Origin of the sequence: Thalassolituus sp. UBA2009 (genome assembly GCF_002335285.1) — a bacterium.
GTDB classification, from domain to species: Bacteria; Pseudomonadota; Gammaproteobacteria; order Pseudomonadales; family Oceanobacteraceae; genus Venatoribacter; species Venatoribacter alkanivorans.
Genome location: NZ_DDCJ01000067.1, coordinates 1 through 20,038 on the forward strand (window position 1 = coordinate 1; position 20,038 = coordinate 20,038).

At 51.0% G+C, this 20,038-nt stretch carries 14 protein-coding genes; 3 read left to right on the plus strand and 11 right to left on the minus strand.

The features are described 5' to 3' along the window. Nucleotides 1–191: 191 nt before the first annotated feature. From B3P58_RS07810 to B3P58_RS07820, 3 genes are all read right to left on the minus strand, one after another. Complete coding sequence (locus B3P58_RS07810; protein WP_286716821.1) at nucleotides 192–2,618, minus strand: xylulose 5-phosphate 3-epimerase; 2,427 nt, start codon at nucleotides 2,616–2,618, stop codon at nucleotides 192–194. Continuing rightward, nucleotides 2,615–3,562, minus strand: a complete 948-nt coding sequence (locus B3P58_RS07815; protein WP_286716822.1) for a ribose-phosphate pyrophosphokinase — start codon at nucleotides 3,560–3,562, stop codon at nucleotides 2,615–2,617. The genes B3P58_RS07810 and B3P58_RS07815 overlap by 4 nt, the downstream gene beginning before the upstream one ends. Before the next feature lie 69 nt (nucleotides 3,563–3,631). After that, complete coding sequence (locus B3P58_RS07820; protein ID WP_268866359.1) at nucleotides 3,632–5,149, minus strand: thymidine phosphorylase family protein; 1,518 nt, start codon at nucleotides 5,147–5,149, stop codon at nucleotides 3,632–3,634. A gap of 229 nt (nucleotides 5,150–5,378) precedes the next feature. On the opposite strand from B3P58_RS07820, the gene B3P58_RS07825 reads away from it, so the two are divergent. The 3 genes from B3P58_RS07825 (at nucleotide 5,379) to B3P58_RS07835 (ending at nucleotide 8,316) form a co-directional block, all read left to right on the plus strand. Then, entirely contained in the window at nucleotides 5,379–6,749 is a 1,371-nt protein-coding gene (locus B3P58_RS07825) for an MBL fold metallo-hydrolase (protein WP_145466078.1), read from the plus strand. A gap of 119 nt (nucleotides 6,750–6,868) precedes the next feature. Continuing rightward, nucleotides 6,869–7,711, plus strand: a complete 843-nt coding sequence (locus tag B3P58_RS07830; protein ID WP_286716826.1) for a PhzF family phenazine biosynthesis protein — start codon at nucleotides 6,869–6,871, stop codon at nucleotides 7,709–7,711. A 194-nt stretch (nucleotides 7,712–7,905) separates the two neighbouring features. Beyond that, nucleotides 7,906–8,316 carry a hypothetical protein gene (locus B3P58_RS07835; RefSeq protein WP_286716828.1) on the plus strand — a complete coding sequence of 137 codons (411 nt, stop codon included), beginning with the start codon at nucleotides 7,906–7,908 and terminating at the stop codon, nucleotides 8,314–8,316. Between the two features lie 19 nt (nucleotides 8,317–8,335). Here the strand turns inward: B3P58_RS07835 and B3P58_RS07840 are convergent, their stop codons facing one another. The 8 genes from B3P58_RS07840 to rbfA all read right to left on the minus strand — a co-directional run bounded on the left by B3P58_RS07840 (nucleotide 8,336) and on the right by rbfA (nucleotide 19,911). Continuing rightward, nucleotides 8,336–12,163, minus strand: a complete 3,828-nt coding sequence (locus B3P58_RS07840; protein WP_286716829.1) for a hypothetical protein — start codon at nucleotides 12,161–12,163, stop codon at nucleotides 8,336–8,338. A gap of 60 nt (nucleotides 12,164–12,223) precedes the next feature. Beyond that, a complete protein-coding gene (locus tag B3P58_RS07845) occupies nucleotides 12,224–13,450 on the minus strand; it encodes a hypothetical protein (protein ID WP_286716830.1) in 1,227 nt (408 codons plus the stop codon). Between the two features lie 338 nt (nucleotides 13,451–13,788). Then, complete coding sequence (locus B3P58_RS07850; protein WP_286716831.1) at nucleotides 13,789–14,343, minus strand: hypothetical protein; 555 nt, start codon at nucleotides 14,341–14,343, stop codon at nucleotides 13,789–13,791. A 288-nt stretch (nucleotides 14,344–14,631) separates the two neighbouring features. Next, nucleotides 14,632–15,600, minus strand: coding sequence for a hypothetical protein (locus B3P58_RS07855; RefSeq protein WP_286716832.1), 969 nt, complete (start codon nucleotides 15,598–15,600; stop codon nucleotides 14,632–14,634). Between the two features lie 177 nt (nucleotides 15,601–15,777). After that, nucleotides 15,778–17,886 (minus strand): polyribonucleotide nucleotidyltransferase, encoded by a 2,109-nt coding sequence (gene pnp, locus B3P58_RS07860; RefSeq protein ID WP_145466091.1) that lies wholly within the window; start codon nucleotides 17,884–17,886, stop codon nucleotides 15,778–15,780. 267 nt (nucleotides 17,887–18,153) lie between these two features. Further along, nucleotides 18,154–18,423, minus strand: a complete 270-nt coding sequence (gene rpsO / locus B3P58_RS07865) for a 30S ribosomal protein S15 (RefSeq protein WP_145466093.1) — start codon at nucleotides 18,421–18,423, stop codon at nucleotides 18,154–18,156. A gap of 126 nt (nucleotides 18,424–18,549) precedes the next feature. Further along, nucleotides 18,550–19,494, minus strand: a complete 945-nt coding sequence (truB, locus tag B3P58_RS07870) for a tRNA pseudouridine(55) synthase TruB (RefSeq protein WP_286716834.1) — start codon at nucleotides 19,492–19,494, stop codon at nucleotides 18,550–18,552. Between the two features lie 3 nt (nucleotides 19,495–19,497). Next, complete coding sequence (rbfA, locus tag B3P58_RS07875; protein WP_145466097.1) at nucleotides 19,498–19,911, minus strand: 30S ribosome-binding factor RbfA; 414 nt, start codon at nucleotides 19,909–19,911, stop codon at nucleotides 19,498–19,500. Nucleotides 19,912–20,038: the final 127 nt, after the last annotated feature.

Genomic DNA, 20,038 nt, shown 5'->3' on the forward strand with positions numbered 1-20,038 from the left:
CGCAGAAAAGAGAGGATCGTAAGGAGATCCCTCTCCTTATAGGGGGCCAGGGGCGGAGCCCCGGAAAGGCGCTTCCGATTGAAAACAGTAATCGATGAAGCTTCAGCCTGGAGTGATACCATGACACTCCAAACGGTGGGACAAAAGGAAAACCATGCTTCCCTTTTGCCCCACCAAATCCGTAGGAATATTTACGGATACGGATGCTTAATCACATCGTACGGATCACCTTCGCCGCGAATAGCGGCCCACTCTTCTGCACTTAACCATTCCAGCGGATCACGCTGACTCAGTCTGGCCAGCGCTGCCAGGGCATCCGCCCAGGTACAACGGTTGGCAAACAGCAGGCCTTCGGTATCCAGCGTGCCGCCCTGATTAACATAACCCAGTGCAACAGTGCGCTGCGGCCCCAGATCCAGCATACGGCAATGCCCCAGAATAACTTCCGGACGGGTATGCACCATAAACACCCGCTGCTGTACCCGCGCCGGGAATAATGAATCCAGCACCTGCGGGTCGGCCTGAATATTCTGCTCAAATTCATCACGCGCAATACGGAAGCGACCCGGCTCCAGCAGATAAATCAGCGAGTGAGCCACGCCTTTTTCTTTTAACCGGTCAGACGCTTTTAATGCCTGCTGTAACTGGAATGCACCACAGGCCACCAGCTGCAGATCTGAAGCACAATTTCCACGTACACAGATGGCTCCGTCCTGTACCAGAGCAGCGGCCTGTTTGCCATCAAACACGGCTGGCATGGTGGATTTGGGAACTACCAGATTCCAGATAGTACCCAGATCGCCATAGCAGGCTTTTAAACAGGCCATCGCAGAATTACCGTCGGCCGGGAAAACCACACGCGCCATATCGGCCATTTCTCCCAGCAGGCTTTCGGCCAGGCTAGGGTCCTGATGGCTCTGTTCGTTTTTACCGTTTTCCCAGACATGCGACGTCGAAATAACCGGAATACCCAACCACGAAGCGGGCTCATCCGCTTCTTTCTGATGACGGGAAAAAATAATACTCTGACGTAAGGCACCCAGCATTTTGGTGGCAAAGGCTTCGTAAGAAACCACCATATTCAGGCCCGACTGATTGGCCAGACAGGCACTGACCACGGCCTCTTCATTGAGTGCGGTAATAACACAACCGTCGACCGCTTCGGCGACGCCTTCTTCCGGATCGGTGACGCGGTGTTTTAATAAATCCAGCGTCTGGTTCATACGGTTAGAACGCAATTCATCCGGATTTCCGACACGCACCCGTAAGTGCGGATTCACTTCCACCAGATCGACAAAGTAATTATCGATGGCAGCCATTGGTGCCAGTGATTCTTTTAACCAGTGCGGGTCATGGCGGTTAATGGTTACTGCAACCGGTTGCAGCGGTGTTTTTGGCTGGGTTAATTCGGCCACCGCAGCACGCCATTGATTTTCTTCCTGCCACAATGCTTTGGCACCACGATGGAAAAAATTCAGTGCTTCGTTATCACGACGCGGATTGCTGCCCAATGGTAAACCGTGGGCGGCATTGGTTCCGGCTCCGGGAAAACCGTAGCCTTTAATAGTTTCGGCAATACAATAAGGCAGAGGCAGCGGATAGCTCGCGGCACCACTGGCAACGGTAGCAGCAGCATGGCTTAAATGCTGTTCCATAAAATAAATAGCACAGACAAAGGCAGCCGGATCGCGGCCATCAATAATAAAAGGCGCAAATCCCTGATTACTCAGGTGCTCCATAAACCAGGCACTGCCGCCCTGCTGCGCCACCGTTGTGCGCTGATCAATACGGCGGCCATTGGCGATCATCACCGGGCTGACCAGACCACTGTCTTCTGCCCGCCACCAGCGTGCCGCCCAGTCGCTGCCGCGCTGTTCTTCAAAGGCACCGTCACTTAAAAAAGCGACCAGGCGCTCGCCCGGTAATGGCTGATGCACATACTGCAAACCGGCAAAACCTAAATAACCACCTTCGATTTTTGCCCCGGCAGTATTAACGTTAACGTGGCTGCCCAGTGGCGATAAAGGTTTGCCATCGGCGCGTACACGGTAATTATAAAAATCCTGTGCGAAACGGCTTAAGCCTTCATCGGTTAACGGATATTGTTTTTTCCGTTCCGGCAAGGCAGTACCGGATAACAACTGCACGGCATCAATGGCCGCGACACAGTGGCCCTGCCCCATCAGCCAGTCACGGTGCTGACCGGTTAAACTGTTAACAGCCAGCAACGCAGCATAAGCCGAAACCATATTCAGCGAGCCACCGGTATGTCCTTGCGGATCACGTTTAAAATCATCGGCGGTTAAATCGCGGCCATCGAGAAAAACATGTTTGGCGTAGGTCATATGCACAACCAGCCACATTGCCTGATTGGTCAGCTGATCAAGAGCCGTCAGCTTGCGGTAGCATTCTGCTTTATGTTCAATCAGACCGGCTTCCAGTAGGGTGGTCGCCAGCTCAAATACCTGTAACTGGGTAGCTGCGGTATGTTTAATAACACCACACCCGGCGGCCCAGGCGGCAAAGTCTTTATCGTATTCACGATGACTGCGTGCTTCCGCTTCGATTTCCTGAGTTTTATAGCGTTCACTCAGTTTCTGATACAGATTCAGACTCATAATGTCTCTCCTGAAGCAGCCGCAACAGTCAGCATATTCTGAATGGCCGGCACGAGTAACGGGCTGATATCAATGCCGTTGGTCGCATGAGGAATGCAGTTGCAGGTAACAATGCCGGCGATAGGACCGGCGCGCATTTCTTCATCGGCCGACGGAACACCAGGCCCGCCTTCGGCAAACACCGCATGCACGCCAATGCACAGTGGCTTATTCAATCCCTGCGCAATCAGTTCATCGGCGGTACGCAGCATGGTACGACCGGTTGAAATAATATCGTCCACCAGAACCGGCTGATGACCGGCATAGGTTTGTACATCCGGTATATGAATGGCGACATCACGGTCACCACTGCGGGTTTTTCGCAGTACCAGATAATCACATCCGGCTATCCGGGCGACGTCTTTTGCCCATTGCTCACTCTCTTCATCCGGGCCGATCACCAGTGGTTTATTCACATTCTGTTTCAGGTACTGGCCGATGCTGTCGGTGGCATGCAGGGCCTGCGCCGGAATGGAATAAATTTCACTCAGGCTGTGGTAACGATGCAGATGCGGATCAATGGTAATTAAGTAATCAAAATTCTGATTAATAAGCTCAGCAAAGTATTTTGAAGTTAAACACTCACCCGGCTGAAAGCGGATATCCTGACGCATATAAGCGAGATAAGGCGCTACCAGACCAATTCGGCGCGCGCCGAATTCGCGCAGATGGCGTGCCATAAACCACAGTGCCAGAGCCTTATCGCTGGGCTGGTGCAGCTGACAAAGTACGATAACATCGTCACCCTGAATAATATCCGGCAAATTAAAATAGAGTTCACCATCGGGAAAATGCCGGCTTTCCAGAGCCAGCAGCCGGGTTTCTGTACCTGCCTTGCTGAGTTGTTGCGCCAGCGACTCCGCCAGCGACTCATGCCCGTCAAGGCAGAGGAGATGTGTTGTCATAATATTTCTGCCTGTCGTTTTATTATCAGGAAACCGGTGAACGCTGAGGTTCTCCGGCTCCTTTGTTTTTTAAACCATTTGCTCTTCGATGCGGATAACATCGGTATGGCCATCAAGAAAATCCAGCGCATACGCCAACTCACCCGGTGCCTCTGCATGCAGGGTAAATAACGGCGCTCCGGCTTCCACCTCATCACCCAGCGTCACATGCAATTCAATACCAGCGGCCTTGGCATTCGGTGCTCCGGCAAGGGATGCCAGACGGGCAATAAAGCGGTTATTGAAGTAGGCAACCACACCGCTGTTCGGGGCGCGGATACAATGGGTAAATTCGGCGACCGGTGGTTCGCTGAAACCGCCCTGCGCCATACAGATGGCTTCGAACTTTTTCATCGCACTGCCATCCAGCAGCGTGCGTTGCGCCAGAGCATAGCCCTGACCGGCAGCGGCTTTTTCGCCCATTTCCAGCAGAATACCGGCCAGTTGCAGGGATTTTTCCCGCAGGTCCTGCGGTGCATGGCCGTCATTGCGCAGCACCTGCAGAATATCCCGCGCTTCCAGCGCAGGACCTATACCACGACCAATAGGCTGATTACCGTCGGTAATAACCGTGCGCACATCCAATCCCAGTGCCGCGCCGGTTTTTTCCAGCAATTGCTTTAAGGTCTGCGCCATGGATTGCGAACGCACCTTGGCGGTTGGGCCAACAGGAATGTCTATCAGCACCTGTCTGGAACCCGCTGCGACTTTCTTGGAAATGACTGAAGCCACCAGCTGGCCTTCGCTGTCGAGGTCCAGTGCCCGCTCTACGCGGATAACAATATCGTCAGTCGGGCTGAGGCTGACCGAACCGCCCCATGCCAGACAGCCACCTTCCTGCTCAACCACTTCACGCATATGCCCGAAGCTCATCGCTACCGTGGTCATGCTCTCCATGGTGTCGGCGGTTCCTGCCGGTGAAGTAATGGCACGGCTGGAGGTTTTTGGCATCAGCAGCCCATTGGCAGCCACAATGGCGACTACAATCGGCGTGGTACGGTTACCTGGCAGACCGCCCACGCAATGTTTATCCATCACTTTGTCGGATGACCAGTCAAAGCGCTGGCCACTGCCAACCATTGCGCGGGTAATGGCAATGGTTTCATCAAGGTCAAGGCGGTCGCCGGCGCAGGCGGTAACAAAGGCTGACAGCTGAATATCGCTGTAGTGGCCGGCTTTGATATCTTCGATAATGGCTTTTGCAGACTCGGCATTGAAGCGCTGACCGTAGAGTTTCCCGCGTACAAAAGACATAGACTCGACCGGACGGGCATGATGAAAGCGCGCCGGCACGCCATCGGCAGGGCAATCCAGCCGGTGCCATGCGGCTTCCGACAGGCCGGCTTCTTCGTGGGATAATAAATCGCTGCACACCAGAACCAGAGTGGCGATAACGCTCTGTTCGCCACAGTGCACTTCTACCCGGCTATGCGCATAAAATCCCTCTGAAATTGCCACCTGACAATCCTGACGCATATAAACCACCGGCTCCTGATGCGTGTTAATTCCGAGCCGTCGCAGATGTAAGAAGTCGAGCTGAGTATCCATAAATACACCCTATTTAGCAGTATGCAGTGTAGGCCCGTGCGCAGCCCATCACCTTGCGGTAAATCAACGATTGCTCTGACAGCGTTTCCCATGCTTCGTTGTATCTGCCAGAATGATTTTTCACTTCACTCATGATAAAGGAAACACTGAGAAATTCGTGGGTAAAAAACCGTCACTGCGGTGCCTTGCCTGTTAAAGAATGACCTCGTGTTCCGCAAGGAATATCCCTATGCAGAGTCCGTTTCAGGTTCAGTTTATCGGCGCTACCGGTACCGTTACCGGTTCCAAGTATCTGGTTAAATATGATCGCTACAAAATTCTGATCGACTGCGGTTTATTTCAGGGAATAAAAAATGTCCGCCGCCGCAACTGGAATGAGCTGCCTTTTCCGGCCGACCAGGTTGATGCCGTATTACTTACCCATGCTCATATCGATCACTCCGGTTTTTTACCGGCATTGATGAAACGCGGTTTTCACGGCCCGGTTTATTCATCCGAAGCTACTCATGCACTCTGCAAAGTACTGCTTCCGGATGCCGGTTTTCTGCAGGAAGAAGATGCGCGTTATGCCAACAAAAAGAAATTTTCAAAGCATGATCCGGCAGAACCGCTTTACACCGAAGAAGACGCACGCAAAGTTCTGAAGCAATTTAAAGATGTTCCTCAGGGAGAAACCCTGACTCTTCCCGGCGGTATGACCGCGCAGTTTATTCCCGCCGGACATATTCTTGGCGCGACCTCTATCCGTCTGGAATTTCAGGGAAAAAGCATTACGTTTACCGGTGATGTCGGCCGCAGTAACGATGCCATTATGTATCCGCCACAGCCACTTCCGGCAACCGATTATCTGGTGGTGGAATCAACCTATGGCGACCGCCGCCACGAAGAGATTGATGCCGAGGAAGCCATTGCCGACGTGATTAACCGCACCTATAAGCGCGGCGGTATTGTATTAATGCCGGCTTTTGCCGTCGGACGTGCGCAGCTGGTTTTACATTACCTGCAGCGCCTGCGTGATCAGCAACGTATTCCATCATTGCCGGTGTATCTGAACAGCCCGATGGCAATCCGTGCGACCTCTATTTTCTTCAGTCATCACGATCTGCATAAACTGACAGAAGACGACTGCAGCCGTATGGATGATATGACCATCTATGTAAAAACCACCGAAGAATCCATCGCTCTGGTGGAAAAGAAAACACCGGCCATTATTATTTCCGCCAGTGGCATGGCCAGCGGTGGGCGTGTTCTTCACCATCTGAAGGCCCTGGTATCTGATCCGCGTAACAGTATTCTGTTTCTTGGTTATCAGGCAGCCGGTACCCGTGGCGACAGTCTGACCAAGGGGGCTGATCATATTAAAATTCATGGCCAGTACTGTCAGGTTCAGGCTGAGATAGCCAACCTCCAGGCTTTATCCAGCCATGGGGATTATGTGGAAATATCGGACTGGCTGAAGAAAATGCCCGGCAAGCCACGCAAAGTCTTTATTACTCACGGTGAAAGCTGTGCCGCCGACGCCATGCGCCGGCATTTAAAAGACGAGTTTAACTGGGAGGTGGAAGTACCTGAATATCTGGATATTGCTTTGCTGGATTAATCCCTGATAAAGCAGCCGGGAAAACCGGCTGCTTGCCATTATTTTATAGCAACTTGTCTCTCCCATATCGCTGATACGCCTGTTACTATCGGTAATACACTCATCGCCGGTAAGCCTCCATGCGTTATTCTGTTTACAAAATTGATGCCTTTATCCGCCAATCTGTTAACGGTTTCAGTGGCAACCCTGCCGCCATCGTACCGCTGGAAGAGTGGCTGAATGAGGAGCAGATGCAGGCCATTGCGGCCGAAAACAATCTGTCTGAAACCGCCTTCTTCGTTAAAAACAGCGACGGTATTTACCATATCCGCTGGTTCACTCCGACGACAGAAGTGGATCTTTGTGGACATGCGACACTGGCGGCCGCCTGGGTTATCCGTAATGAACTGCAGGATTTGCGCGAGATTATCCCATTCTCGACTCAGGAAGCCGGCAATCTGACCGTGCGCGCACTGCGCAGTAATGGCGGCGACAATACTATGCTACAGCTGGATTTTCCGGCGCGCCCGGGAGAGATGATTAACAATCCGCTGCTGCAGCAACAGCTGGAACAAGCCCTTGGTCAGAAGGTGGTCGCCATCTGTAATGCCCGCGATATGTTGGTTGAGCTGGAAAGTGAGCAGGCTCTGCGCAACTGCCGCCCCAACCAGGCACTGCTCAGCCAGTTAGAAACCTTTGCGGTTATGGTAACCGCCCGCAGTGACAGCGAAGGCTATGATTTTGTCAGCCGCTTCTTCGCTCCGCGTCAGGGTCTGGATGAAGATCCGGTAACCGGTTCCTCATTCTGTACGCTGACCCCTTACTGGAGCGAAAAACTGGGCAAAACCCAGCTCAACGGCTGGCAGTGCTCGGCCCGTGGCGGAGATGCCATGCTACAGCTGGAACACGATCGGGTGCTGATTGCCGGACGTTGCTTTGCCTATATGAAAGGTGAGTTCTGCCTGCCGGGTGAAACCGCCTGAGGCGATAAAAGAACGGGTTAATGACGCTTTTATAAGGTGATAATCCGGCATATTTTTGTCACGATCCGGTAGCGCTACGCTCACAGGGGATCGTGACAGGATATTCCGCCGATTAAATCAGCCACACATCTGACGCTGCATAAATCTGCCGCTATAGTAGCTCTTACGCGCTCAGAATCTGTGAGATTTCCTGCATGAACATCCTGCCTTCATCCGGCTTAACTGGCTATAACAGCAGCCCTGTCAGTCCGCTGAAGGCTTCTGGCACTTCTGCACCTGCCCTGGCGAAAAAGCCGGACAGTCTGGCAGCGGAGGCTGTTGAAAAGACAGCACGAATTAACAGCCGGGATGACAGTCAGCGTTCCCGTACTCAGGCTGACAGCAATCCGCGTACCCCCGCCGCTGAAGCAGCAGCCATAACAACCGCAACAACTACAGCAACAGCGGAATATCTGCCTGTACGTGACGAGGACAGCGAGAGTCCCGGTATCAGCACACGCAGTCTGGTCAGTGATCCGCAGCGTCCCGAAATACAGGCATTCCTGAATACCTCAGCAAGCGACGGCACATCCCGTCGCGGTCGCTTTATTGATATTCAGGCCTGAACTGAGCCCCGCAAAGAACTCAGTTTTCTGATTTAGGCCTGCCCTTAGCCAGAGCCTCAGCTGTACGCCCGCCCTCTATAATGGTTGCTCCTTTTGAGATAATGGTTGAGGTCGTTTGCAGACCAACCGCCACTGCCGTCATAACAGCTCCGGAAATAACCTCACCTTTTATCAGATTACTGGCAATGATCACACAGATCGTTGCCGCGATAGAAATCAGGCTGCCAACCCCCGAAGCAGCTTCAAGGCCAATTCCCCACAAATGCTCTTCGTTGCCATTGTTACCATGGGAAATCGCATGCTCGACGATGTTATAGACAGCGTATCCCAGCAAGCCAACACCGGCGATAATCGATAATACATTCAGTATCGTATTTACAACGTAGCCTGGTATTTTGAGTATTATTTTGACGACAACACCGATAATAGCGATCAGCATTGCAACGGCGATAATGGCAAATATCAATATTACCAGACCAGTATTTTTAGCCTTCTCATCCGCACTTACAGACTCGCCAGATGGAATACGTATTCCCTCATATATTTCATAAAACAGCGTAACAATTTTCTGTGTAAGAACGAGCAATACCGGTATCAGTGTCATAATCATAACAACGACTCCTGCCGGACCGGAACTTGTGGTGGTAATCTCTGCAACCGTTGCAACAGGCTGGGCCGTCATTCCAACCAGAATACCGGCAAGTGCAGCAATAATAGTCAGTGCGGCCATTATCTCCAGAAAACCATAGATATTCTTAAAACTGTCCGAAGGATCTGTGGATTCATCAGAAACAGCGGCAGCACCAAGCGATCTGTGTTTAACTTTCTTCCTGGGTCCCCCGACTGAAGAGAAATCCATTACCACAGGAAGGTTATCGACCCACGGTATATATTCCTCGTTCATTTCGGATGTCACAATTGCTTTTCCTGAAACAATTTTCCAGATAGCAGTACCGATAAAAGCAAATGGTAAGGTAATAATGTCAAAGTAAGAAAGCTTCCGTTCATTATCGCCAGACCAAAGCTGGACCAGCGTATTCAGAACCGGAATATCAATTTTACTTTCAAATGCCTCAAACAAACGGGAAAGAAGAATATCAATCAGTTTAACAGCCGCTTCAAGAACGTCTCCTGCAAGCTTAGCGATTGTTTTTATAACGCCTTTTAATAACCGGATAATCTCCAGTGGCATGGAACTCAGCTTTTCAAGAAACGAGCTGTCCGAGCTGAGTTTATCGCCGATGTCTCGAATCACTCCAGCCACATCTTTTTCATAGTTTGAGCGGAGTTTCTTCAGTAAATTATTGATTACATCCGCTTCAGTTTTCTCTGTACTGACATCAGGACTCGCTTCATCAAACTTACCCTGATTTCCGCCCATAATGTCACTACCCGCTCTGTTGGTTTTAACCAGAGCTGAAGGTGCAGGAATATCAACCCCGCCAAAAGACATCCCCTGCTCAGCACTTGCTGAGCGTACATTTTTTGCTTTTTGCGACTGATCGATCAATGAATCAAGGTGTTCATCAATAATGTCAATATGCCTTTGATACTCCGAGTTCATCCTCGTCCCAAGCTTCACAAGATTGGAAGAAGTTGTCATGAATCCGGATTTGATAGTACTTTGTAAAGCATCGTTGGCAGCAAAGACATCCTTACCACCAAAAACAAAACTGACGGCATCAAGGATCTTTTTCCCTATATCCTTTACCACGTCGCCCAGTTTTTCGAACACCTCTGAGAGAAAGTCTGCCAGAGCTTCAAAACCATCTACGATGCTGTCAAACACACTGTTGGTAAATTTCAGGATTTCATTACCGGTCTGAATCAGGAATTCAACACTGGCATCAAAAACCCGAACCACCATTTGCTTAATATCATTAAATCCCTGGCGGATATGATTCAGGATATCTCCGGCAAACCCCTCCAGCGGTACGGCACTCAGTGTATTTCCGGCTGAGGTTTCATCGACAAACAAACCATTCCCCTGAGAGCTGAGCCGATACTGTTTCCGCAGCGTTCCGTCACAGTTCACTCCCCGCTTAGACTTGCTGGCTGCATCACCATAGCTCTTAATCAGCTGATTAACCGCTGTGCGGTGCTCCGCCGGAGCAAGCTCGGCAATACTTTTACTGACATTAAAGCCTTTGGCATTACCGGCAAGACGTTCACTGAGACGGCCATTAGGATAAACCCTGATGGCCGCAGCATCCGCCGTATTCACTGTAAATACCGGCGCTTTTAAACCATCAGCCGGAATAACGCCGCGGATACGACCATAACCATTACTGGTAAGAGTTAACGGCAGTCTTGGTCCCACGCGATAGGTCACACCATCGATATACAGCAGACCAGGGGTATCGCTGGTTAATGTAATTTCCCGGTGTGGACAGGGAATAAAGTTCGCATCTGTAACCTCAATATCAACGACGTGCGCATTTATCGGGGTTACTCCGGTTAAATCGGTGGTGGCTACGGCAAGCTCATTGGTCGTCCAGCTGTAAGTCTGGGGATGCTGACGCTTGAACTCTATTTTTCCGGCCTGCGGCGAAACCTGAAACAGCTCCGCACCGTCAGGCATAATTCTCGGACAGGCAATGTCGCTGACCTGATCACCCAGACATACCCAGGAGCTCTGAGACGCATGGGCATCCAGACGTAACAGCCACAGCGTATTCTGACCTGCCGGTGTCGCAAAAATGGCAAGGCTGGCATCAGTGCTCCCCGGATGCCCTACGACACCGATACTTAAGCGGTCAATGTCAGCGGGGCCTGCCTCCTGCAGAAGCGAACGATAACCCGGTTGGGCTGAGTGAATGTTTTCCAGAATCCCCAGATCACCAGAAGGCTGATGAACCAGCAGGGCATCCTCAGGTCCGGCAGGAACAGAAAAAATTCGGGCTGAAGATAAATCGACACCCTGACTGTCAACCAGTACAGAACCACGGTCAAAACTTAAACGTGGCTGCGCATAAAAGCGGCTGACAGGTAATACTCTGGTAGTGTGGAATTCAATTTTCCCGTTACGCAACCGCAGCAATGTGTAGCGGTTTTCATCACTATCAGCTTCACCGTCCAATGGTGTTGCCAGCTGATAGATACTGGCATTTTCAATACCATCCCAATTCGGAATTTCATGATCGCTGTCGTGCAGGGTATCAAAGGCAATATCCTGATGAGTGATTGCCGACAGATCAGCCGGTTTCCGCGGAATAATCATGAAGAATTCTTCTTCTCCGCGCGCTAACTCCGGATCGCCAAATCCGCGGGTAACTCCGTACAGAATGTGCTGTCCGTCATTGCGGCGATGAATGGACAGCTGACGAACCGAGGACAGTACGGAACGTGCATCATCTCCTCTGTGATCCCATTTTTTTTCCTGCCAGACGGGCCGACCATTCTCCATAACTGACCAGAGGATTTTAACGCTGTAGCTGTTCTGCGATGACGGTGACTGATACTGAACAAATAAATAGGTAATGCCATTCTGATGAAAACCGCTCAGCTCACGCACACCGCTGAGCAGCTTTTCTTTACTGCCCGGATCATAAACGTCTTCCAGCGGAGTTTCTTCATGTGACCAGCCTGAGGCGCTGGTATCATCTTCAAAGTAATGCATCAGAATAGTCTGAGTGGCATTTTTTAAATCCGGATGAGGCTGCTGGCGTACACCGATAAGATCGGTTTTATGGCGAATGTCATTATCCTGAGAACGGTGAATAGCAATAAGCTTATTACGCGAGTCGGCAGCTACCGGAGTCCGCTTGATAGCAAGATGCTCCATCATGGTATCGACGCTGGCATTAATAGATAGCGGTAATTTATAAACTGAATGTGCGGGATTCATAGGCTTGGCTCCTTGCAGGGGCCTGCTGCAACAGGCCCTGATTATGTGGGTAATATCCGTTTATTCCTGAACCTTGCAAAACTTAAGCTGTACATAAGAGAAAATCATCGACGCGTATTCGGTCTTTCCTTCTACTTTCGAAGAGCCTTTGCTCAGTCCCTTCAAATGATCTTTGTAGGGCAGAAAAGTCGAGGTATCCATATCCCAGGTATTCAGGGAAACAGGAATATCAACTCGGTGGAAATGCTCCGGCTTTCCTTCTGACTTTAATGGCTCAGCTCCGAATGCTGTGCCACTTAGAGGTTTTTCTGAACCCGGCTTTTGCTCAGGCAATCCGACAAGAAAACGACCGGCGGAAGACGCGACATTGTATAGTCCCGTTGGGCAGGAAAAGCTCTTTGAAAATACTCCCATACCGGCCGGAAGTTCAGCCACATTAACGGTATTGCTTTCTTTATGACAGGGACGCAGATAGACATAGGGCATCAGAATTTCAAACGATTTTGCGGGAACATCGGTGCGGACCGCATCATCGCTCAGGCGCTCAATTTCCCGCAGAGATGACTTGGCCACATCGGTTTTATGAAAGGGGTTTAAAAAATAAGGATCATCCGTGTGGTTAACTTCAAGGCTGATGTTGTTTTCTTTACCCGGCATATTAAAAAATAATTTATGCGCATGATTAACCCAGTTCGGGTCTTCATCAACCACAGCAGCAACACTGGTTGCCACTGCATCCCTTGGCAAGGGCAACGCAGTACGTCCTTTATTGCCAATCAAGGGTTCATACAGTGCCCAACCTGTAGGACAAGAGCTGCCGGTAAACCACTGCACGGTGTTGCGCGGGAGGAAAATACTCTGCGATGGTTCTCCGGCTTTGAGAACGTCTTCCTGACAAATAAGGTACTGGATATAGGGCATCGCACCGTCAGAGGTATCACTCCAGCCATTAACATTAACGCTACTGTTGTCTACCCTCGCGTGGGGACCACTGATTAAACCCAGCCCTTCTCTTGCCAGAGGGAGATCAGCCTGTATTTTATGACGATGAAGGGGGGCTTTGGCGTCAGCAATAGCATCACCTTTGCGGGTTCCGATCAGTTTTGTATTGTCGGTGCCACGAATCAGATAGCCTTTGGCTGGTTTATATTCACTCCAACCAGTAGGACAGACTTCAGATTCAACAGGAAAAAATGCGACCATCCGTGCGTCACTGGCATTAGCCGACGCGATAACCGGATTAATAAAGAAAAGTACAGTCAGTATTCCTGGCAGGATATATTTCATTTACAGCTCCATTTGTAATCCTTTACGGTAAAAACCATAAAGAGGTAACCACGGGGCTTTAGAAATACACCAATATCGCTCCCCTAACATCCTCCAAAAGGATGGAGCGATTGATCATTTAAAGACAATGACAATGAACATTATCTATCCGGGTCAGTGAGCGGATTTTCAGTCTATAAATATCAGAAATATGGCTTAGATTCTGAGTGGTAATTAAACGACTGAAACACAGAGCAACGTATATTCTTTACGAAATCTAAAGCATTAGTGCTTAAGATAAAAAAGGAATGATATTGAATATAACTGGCCGGCTTCGGCTCAGAAAATAATTTTATTATTCAGAAACGCCAACCCAGACCCAGCCAGTATTCCTGCTCATGACTCTGCGTTTCCGGCTCGTGCAGGCTGATGATGTTCAGGCCATTACTCTGTTTTGTGGCCTTGCTACGGGGAAAGTAACGATACCGCTGACTGTGACCCAGCTGTATAAAGCTGATCTCATTCAAAGCAAAACGATAACTCAGTAATAACCCATACTCATAGCCGGCAGGCAGTACAAGAGCCGGGCGACCAAACCCTGAATTCCGCAAATCAACTATCAGCTCACTATCCTGCCAGTATCCGGCTTCCGCAGCCAAAGCAAGTTCACCGCGCGATAAAGCCCAGCGGTAACCGAGCTGAGCAACCGGCCCGGACCAGCGATAATATTCGTTCAAACCCGAAACGGTATTATGGGGCTGAATACGCCGCTGCCAGTCATGCTGCTGCCAGGCCAGCGAGGCTTGCAATCCCTGTTCTGAAGACCATTGCCCGCCAAGCCGGTAACGCTGACGAGCCTCATCGGTTTTTGTCGTGTGAGGCTGACCGGTTTGGGTATAACCGATATATGACAATTCCCTCTGCTGCTGCCCATATTCCAGCAGCACAGAATACCGGGCAGATATATTCAGATCTGCCCGGATTTCAAATGCAGGAAGATAACCCTGCTCCCGATCCAGCTCAGAGCCATCCTGCGAAAATTCCTGATAAAACCAACGGCTGGTACCCGCCTGGAAATAAACTTCGTGGGCAGACAGCAGCTGAGGAGAGGCAATAAGGAATACACATAAAAAACCGGATACCGCGAAGCGGTATCCGGTCCTCTGAGTTTGATGATGGTTATGATTCGCCATCAAAAGGAATCAGAGCAAGTTGTTGCTCATCAATTCAACGCTGTACTCGCCACAGGCTGAGAATGTGACAGTAAGAGTTTGATCTGCATCGCTCAGATACATAACCCCTGAACCAATGGAACCATCGTTGCAAAGCGTCAGGTCATCACCAGACAGCTCAACGGAACCATGAGAAGGATGGAAGAAAACAGCATTAACGTCGTAAGAATTAATGTTGCTGGTTACAACGGTATTATCAATACGGTAGACCTGACCATTGCCAGCCTCTACGTAGTCACTATCTGTACATACATCGCTGACACACACTTCACGTCCTGCAACCAGAACCGTCTCACCGCCGAAGGATGCACGAACACTGATATAGAAGCTGTTGTCGTCGTTAAACTTATTATTGGTCATAACAGCGGTACCTGACATTGTCAGTGTTTCACCATCAGCTGTTACAGAATAGTTGGACATTTCCAGCGTTACGATTTCTTCCGTTGCGGTTTCTTTATAAGCAAACGACATTTTGCCGTTCAGAATAATGGTATTAGCACCGTCATAATTACAGAAATTGGAAAGAACAATAGAACCACTGGTTTCGTTGCCAGATGCTTTCAGCGTACCACCACAGTCACCATTAATGACTTCAGAAGAGCTCGCTGCAACGGGAATATTCAACCCATAACCGGCTAACTTTTCTTCAACAAACGTCAGTGCATTCTTTGCCTGTTCTGCAACCCTGTCAGCATCAACGGATTCAGCAACAACACCAATTGGCAAAGAAACATCGGGGGTACTTCCCCGCTGCAGACGATCAGAAAGAATTTCTGCGGCGGAAGCAGCAAAATCGTCCTGATTATCTGTCGAAAGAAGGGCCTGGGTTTCAGCGCCGCTGTAATCAATTGCTTTAACTGAATCGCTGCTGCCCGAGCTGCTGCTGCCACCACAGGCTGTAAGAGCTAACGTAAAGACTGCAACCGGCAGGGTCGACATATACCGTGTCATAATAATAATCCTTCTTATTTATCCTGGAGAGTACTTCTGTACCGGACGGTATTTTAAACAAATCGATCAATCTTTACACTTCCTTAAATCAATCATTCCGTCGCTGACAGCCACAAAAAAACCGCCGCGGCTTGCACCGGGGCGGTTTTTTTAACTCAGAAAGAATTAAGCAGGCTGCTCAATACCTTTCATGGTCAGCTTGATACGGCCTTTAGGATCAACATCGGCAACGTGTACGTTAACGATCTGACCTTCGGTCAGGAAGTCAGACACGTTCTCTACGCGATCTTCGCTGATCTGGGAGATATGCAGCAGACCATCTTTACCAGGCAGAACGGTAATAAAGGCACCGAAATCAACGATCTTGCTGACTTTACCGGTGTAGGTGGTACCTACTTCGATTTCAGCAGTGATGGCTTCGATCATTTGACGGGCAGCATCAGATGCTTCTTTGCCAGCAGCGAAGATCTTGATTTCGCCGTTGTCGTTGATGTCGATAGACGCACCGGTCTTCTCGGTGATATCACGGATAGTCGCGCCACCTTTACCAATCACGTCACGGATCTTGTCAGACGGGATCTTCATGGTAGACATGGTCGGAGCATTTTCCGCCAGTTCTTTACGTGGCTCAGCAATCACGGTGTTCATCTGCTCAAGGATGGTAAAGCGCGCAGCTTTGGCCTTCTCCAGAGCGATTTCCATGATTTCTTCGGTGATACCTTCGATCTTGATATCCATCTGCAGAGCAGTGATACCTTCGTCAGTACCGGCCACTTTAAAGTCCATATCGCCGAGGTGATCTTCGTCACCCAGGATATCGGTCAGAACGGCAAACTTGTCGCCTTCTTTGATCAGACCCATGGCGATACCGGCAACAGGCGCCTTGATCGGTACACCGGCGTCCATCAGAGACAGGGAAGCACCACACACAGAAGCCATGGAAGAAGAACCATTGGATTCCGTGATTTCCGATACCACACGAATGGTGTACGGGAATTCATCATGGCTAGGCATCATCGCCTGGATACCACGACGGGCTAAACGGCCATGACCGATTTCACGGCGGCCAGGTGCGCCCAGACGCCCAGCTTCACCCACAGAGTATGGAGGGAAGTTGTACTGGAACAGGAACGGATCGTCTTTCGCACCGTGCAGGAAGTCGATCATCTGCGCATCACGGGTTGAACCCAGAGTGGTGACAACGATGGCCTGAGTCTCACCACGGGTGAAGATAGCTGAACCGTGAGTGGTTTTCAGCACACCGGTTTCAATGGTCAGCGGGCGCACGGTGTCGTTATCACGACCGTCGATACGTGGCTGGCCTTCGATAACACGGTTACGCACCACTTCGTACTTCAGCTCGCCAACCATTTCGGCGATTTCGTCAGCGGAGAAACCTTCTTCGCCTTCGCCAGCAGCCAGTTTTTCAACGGCGGCTTTTTTCACTTCGTCCAGACGGGCGTAGCGAGCCATTTTGTCGGAGATGGTGTAAGCCTCACCGATACCAGCGGCCGCTTCGGCTTTAACCGCTTCGTACAGCGCGGTGTTTTTGGCTTCTGCAGTCCAGTCCCACTTCTGTACACCCAGCTCTTCAACCCACTCGTTGATGGCGGTGATCGCAGACTGGAAACCGGTGTGGGCGAACAATACCGCACCCAGCATTTCGTCTTCGGTCAGCTCCTGAGCTTCGGATTCAACCATCAGCACAGCGTCTTTGGTACCGGCCACAACCATGTCCAGCAGGGAATCCTGCATCTGGGTCTGGGTTGGGTTCAGCATGTAGCCGTCTTCTTCAGTGAAGCCAACGCGGGCGCCACCGATAGGACCATTGAACGGCACACCGGATACTGCCAGAGCAGCAGAGGTGGCGATCATGGCGCAGATATCCGGGTCCACTTCTTTTTCAGAAGACATAACGGTCAGGATAACCTGAACTTCGTTCATGAAACCTTCCGGAAACAGCGGACGAATAGGACGGTCAATCAGACGGGAAGTCAGGGTTTCTTTTTCTGAAGGGCGGCTTTCGCGCTTCAGGAAGCCACCAGGAATACGGCCGGCGGCGTACATTTTTTCCTGATAGTGAACAGACAGCGGGAAGAAATCCTGGCCTGGTTTAGTGCTTTTGGCAGCAACAACAGTGGCCAGCACCTGGGTTTTACCCATGGTTGCCAGTACTGCGCCATCGGCCTGACGGGCTACACGGCCGGTTTCCAGGGTGATGGTGTCGTTACCGAACTGAAAGGTTTTGGTCTTAGCAACAGGTTTTGTGCTCATGTATTCGTATTTCCTTAAATTTACCGATAAACCTGCTGACTGCCGGTACTTCTAAATATTAACTCTGCTCTGACAGACGCTGTCTTGCCGGAGCAGAACGATGCGTGTGCAAAGCCAATATTTAGAAGCACCACCACATTCCTGTGAATAGTGGGGTTGGCACCACAGCTTGGCAGGTAGTTGTTATTCCGCAGAAGCAGAACAGGATAGCCTGACTGGCCAGATACAACAAAAGCCCCGTAGGGCTTTTGCTGCAAGCTTGAGATCTTAGCGACGCAGACCCAGACGACCGATCAGTGCGGTGTAACGGGCAGCATCTTTACGCTTCAGGTAATCCAGCAGCTTACGACGCTGGTTAACCATGCGGATCAGACCACGACGTGAGTGGTGATCTTTACCGTGTTCTTTGAAGTGGCTCTGCAGACCAACGATGTTGTGGGTCAGCAGTGCAACCTGAACTTCAGGAGAACCGGTATCGCCTTCAGCAGTTTGATACTCTTTTACAATCTCAGCTTTAGTAGCAGCAGTTAATGCCATCTTTACTTACTCCATGAATGTGCGCGGACATCTGTAGAAGTCCGGGATTATATGATCATCGTCACCGTGCACATTAACAGTGAGATGCGTGCCGCCTGATGGCGACGGTTGAAGCAAAACTTCCGGTTAGGGCAGAGTTACCTGCAGCAAACGCTGTGGTTTTACCTTGCCTTCTTCAATGCGGCCAATGCCAAGCAATTGCCGGACGCCTGATTCAACGGCCCACAATTGTACAGAAGGACTGGCGGGCAGGCCAGTACTGACTGGCTGTCCATGCAGGATTTTATCCGCTTCCGCCAGTGTCAGAGCCACTTCCGGCCAGTCAGGCAAAGCGGTTTCGGTCGGCAGCAGTAACGCATCCAGTGCGTCATGCCCCTGCTCGGCCGCGTCCTGCACCTGCTCCAGCGTGACCATCTGCCCGGCGTGGTAAGGCCCGCAGAGAGTACGGTGCAGCTTACTGACATAAGCGCCGCAACCAATCGCCTGACCGATATCTTCCACCAGTGTGCGGATATAGGTGCCTTTCGAGCAGCGCACCGACAGATCCAGCTCGGTGGCGCGCTGCTGGCGCAGCAGCAGTTCATAGATGGTGATGATACGGCGCTTTTTCTCAGCGACCGCACGGATATCTTCTTCACTCATACCCTGACGTGCCAGCTCATACAGCGGCTTGCCATCGAGCTTCAGCGCTGAAAACATCGGCGGCACCTGCTCGACAGCGCCACGGAAGCGATCGAGCACCGCTTCCACTTCAGCATGGGTCAGCGGCGGCACTTCGGCGGTCGCAATCACCTCGCCTTCGCCGTCACCACTGGAGCGGATTTCGCCCAGCAGCGCGGTGGTGTCGTAGCCTTTGTCAGACTCCAGCAACAGCTGTGAAAACTTGGTGGCCTCGCCCAGGCAGATCGGCAGTACGCCGGTTGCCAGCGGGTCCAGCGCGCCGGTATGCCCGGCTTTCTGGGCGCCGAACAGAAATTTCACCCGTTGCAGCACCTGATTGGAAGACAGTCCCAGCGGCTTATTGACCACCAGAATGCCGCTGACCGCACGGCCTTTTTTTCCACGCGCCATGTATCAGCCCTGATTGTCAGATGAGTCGGCATCATCCTGATGATGGGCTTTATCTTCTTCCAGCGCTTTCTTGATCAGGCCGGTCAGATGGTGACCACGATCCATGCTCTCATCGTAATGAAAACGCAGGTGCGGCGTAATGCGGGTGCGCATAATACGCGCCAGTTCGTTACGCAGGTAACCGGCGGCATCGTTCAGAATGGCTGAAGTCTGTTTGCGGATTTCGGCATCGGTTTCGCCTTTGGCGCCCATCACGGTGAAGTAGATGTCGGCATAGCCCAGGTCTTTGGCAACTTTTACGTAGTTCAGTGTGACCATACCCAGACGCGGGTCTTTCATCTCAAACTGAATCATATGAGCCAGGTCGCGCTGAATCTGTTCACCCAGGCGCGAGGTACGGCTGTAATCTTTTGGCATATTTAAATCCTCTGTTACCCAGCGTCAGGCATGTGTACAGCTCTGACGCTGGTCTGTCAGAGACAGCAAAGCCCGACACGGAGCCGGGCTTTGCTGTCGGGGCCCGAAGGCCCGTTACAGGTGCTGG

Excerpts from the sequence above, each read along its gene's own strand:
- B3P58_RS07810 (WP_286716821.1), bottom strand. The coding sequence starts at position 2,618 with ATGAGTCTGAATCTGTATCAGAAACTGAGTGAACGCTATAAAACTCAG.
- B3P58_RS07815 (WP_286716822.1), bottom strand. The coding sequence starts at position 3,562 with ATGACAACACATCTCCTCTGCCTTGACGGGCATGAGTCGCTGGCGGAG.
- B3P58_RS07820 (WP_268866359.1), bottom strand. The coding sequence starts at position 5,149 with ATGGATACTCAGCTCGACTTCTTACATCTGCGACGGCTCGGAATTAAC.
- B3P58_RS07825 (WP_145466078.1), top strand. The coding sequence starts at position 5,379 with ATGCAGAGTCCGTTTCAGGTTCAGTTTATCGGCGCTACCGGTACCGTT.
- B3P58_RS07830 (WP_286716826.1), top strand. The coding sequence starts at position 6,869 with ATGCGTTATTCTGTTTACAAAATTGATGCCTTTATCCGCCAATCTGTT.
- B3P58_RS07835 (WP_286716828.1), top strand. The coding sequence starts at position 7,906 with ATGAACATCCTGCCTTCATCCGGCTTAACTGGCTATAACAGCAGCCCT.
- B3P58_RS07840 (WP_286716829.1), bottom strand. The coding sequence starts at position 12,163 with ATGAATCCCGCACATTCAGTTTATAAATTACCGCTATCTATTAATGCC.
- B3P58_RS07845 (WP_286716830.1), bottom strand. The coding sequence starts at position 13,450 with ATGAAATATATCCTGCCAGGAATACTGACTGTACTTTTCTTTATTAAT.
- B3P58_RS07855 (WP_286716832.1), bottom strand. The coding sequence starts at position 15,600 with ATGTCGACCCTGCCGGTTGCAGTCTTTACGTTAGCTCTTACAGCCTGT.
- pnp (WP_145466091.1), bottom strand. The coding sequence starts at position 17,886 with ATGAGCACAAAACCTGTTGCTAAGACCAAAACCTTTCAGTTCGGTAAC.
- rpsO (WP_145466093.1), bottom strand. The coding sequence starts at position 18,423 with ATGGCATTAACTGCTGCTACTAAAGCTGAGATTGTAAAAGAGTATCAA.
- truB (WP_286716834.1), bottom strand. The coding sequence starts at position 19,494 with ATGGCGCGTGGAAAAAAAGGCCGTGCGGTCAGCGGCATTCTGGTGGTC.
- rbfA (WP_145466097.1), bottom strand. The coding sequence starts at position 19,911 with ATGCCAAAAGATTACAGCCGTACCTCGCGCCTGGGTGAACAGATTCAG.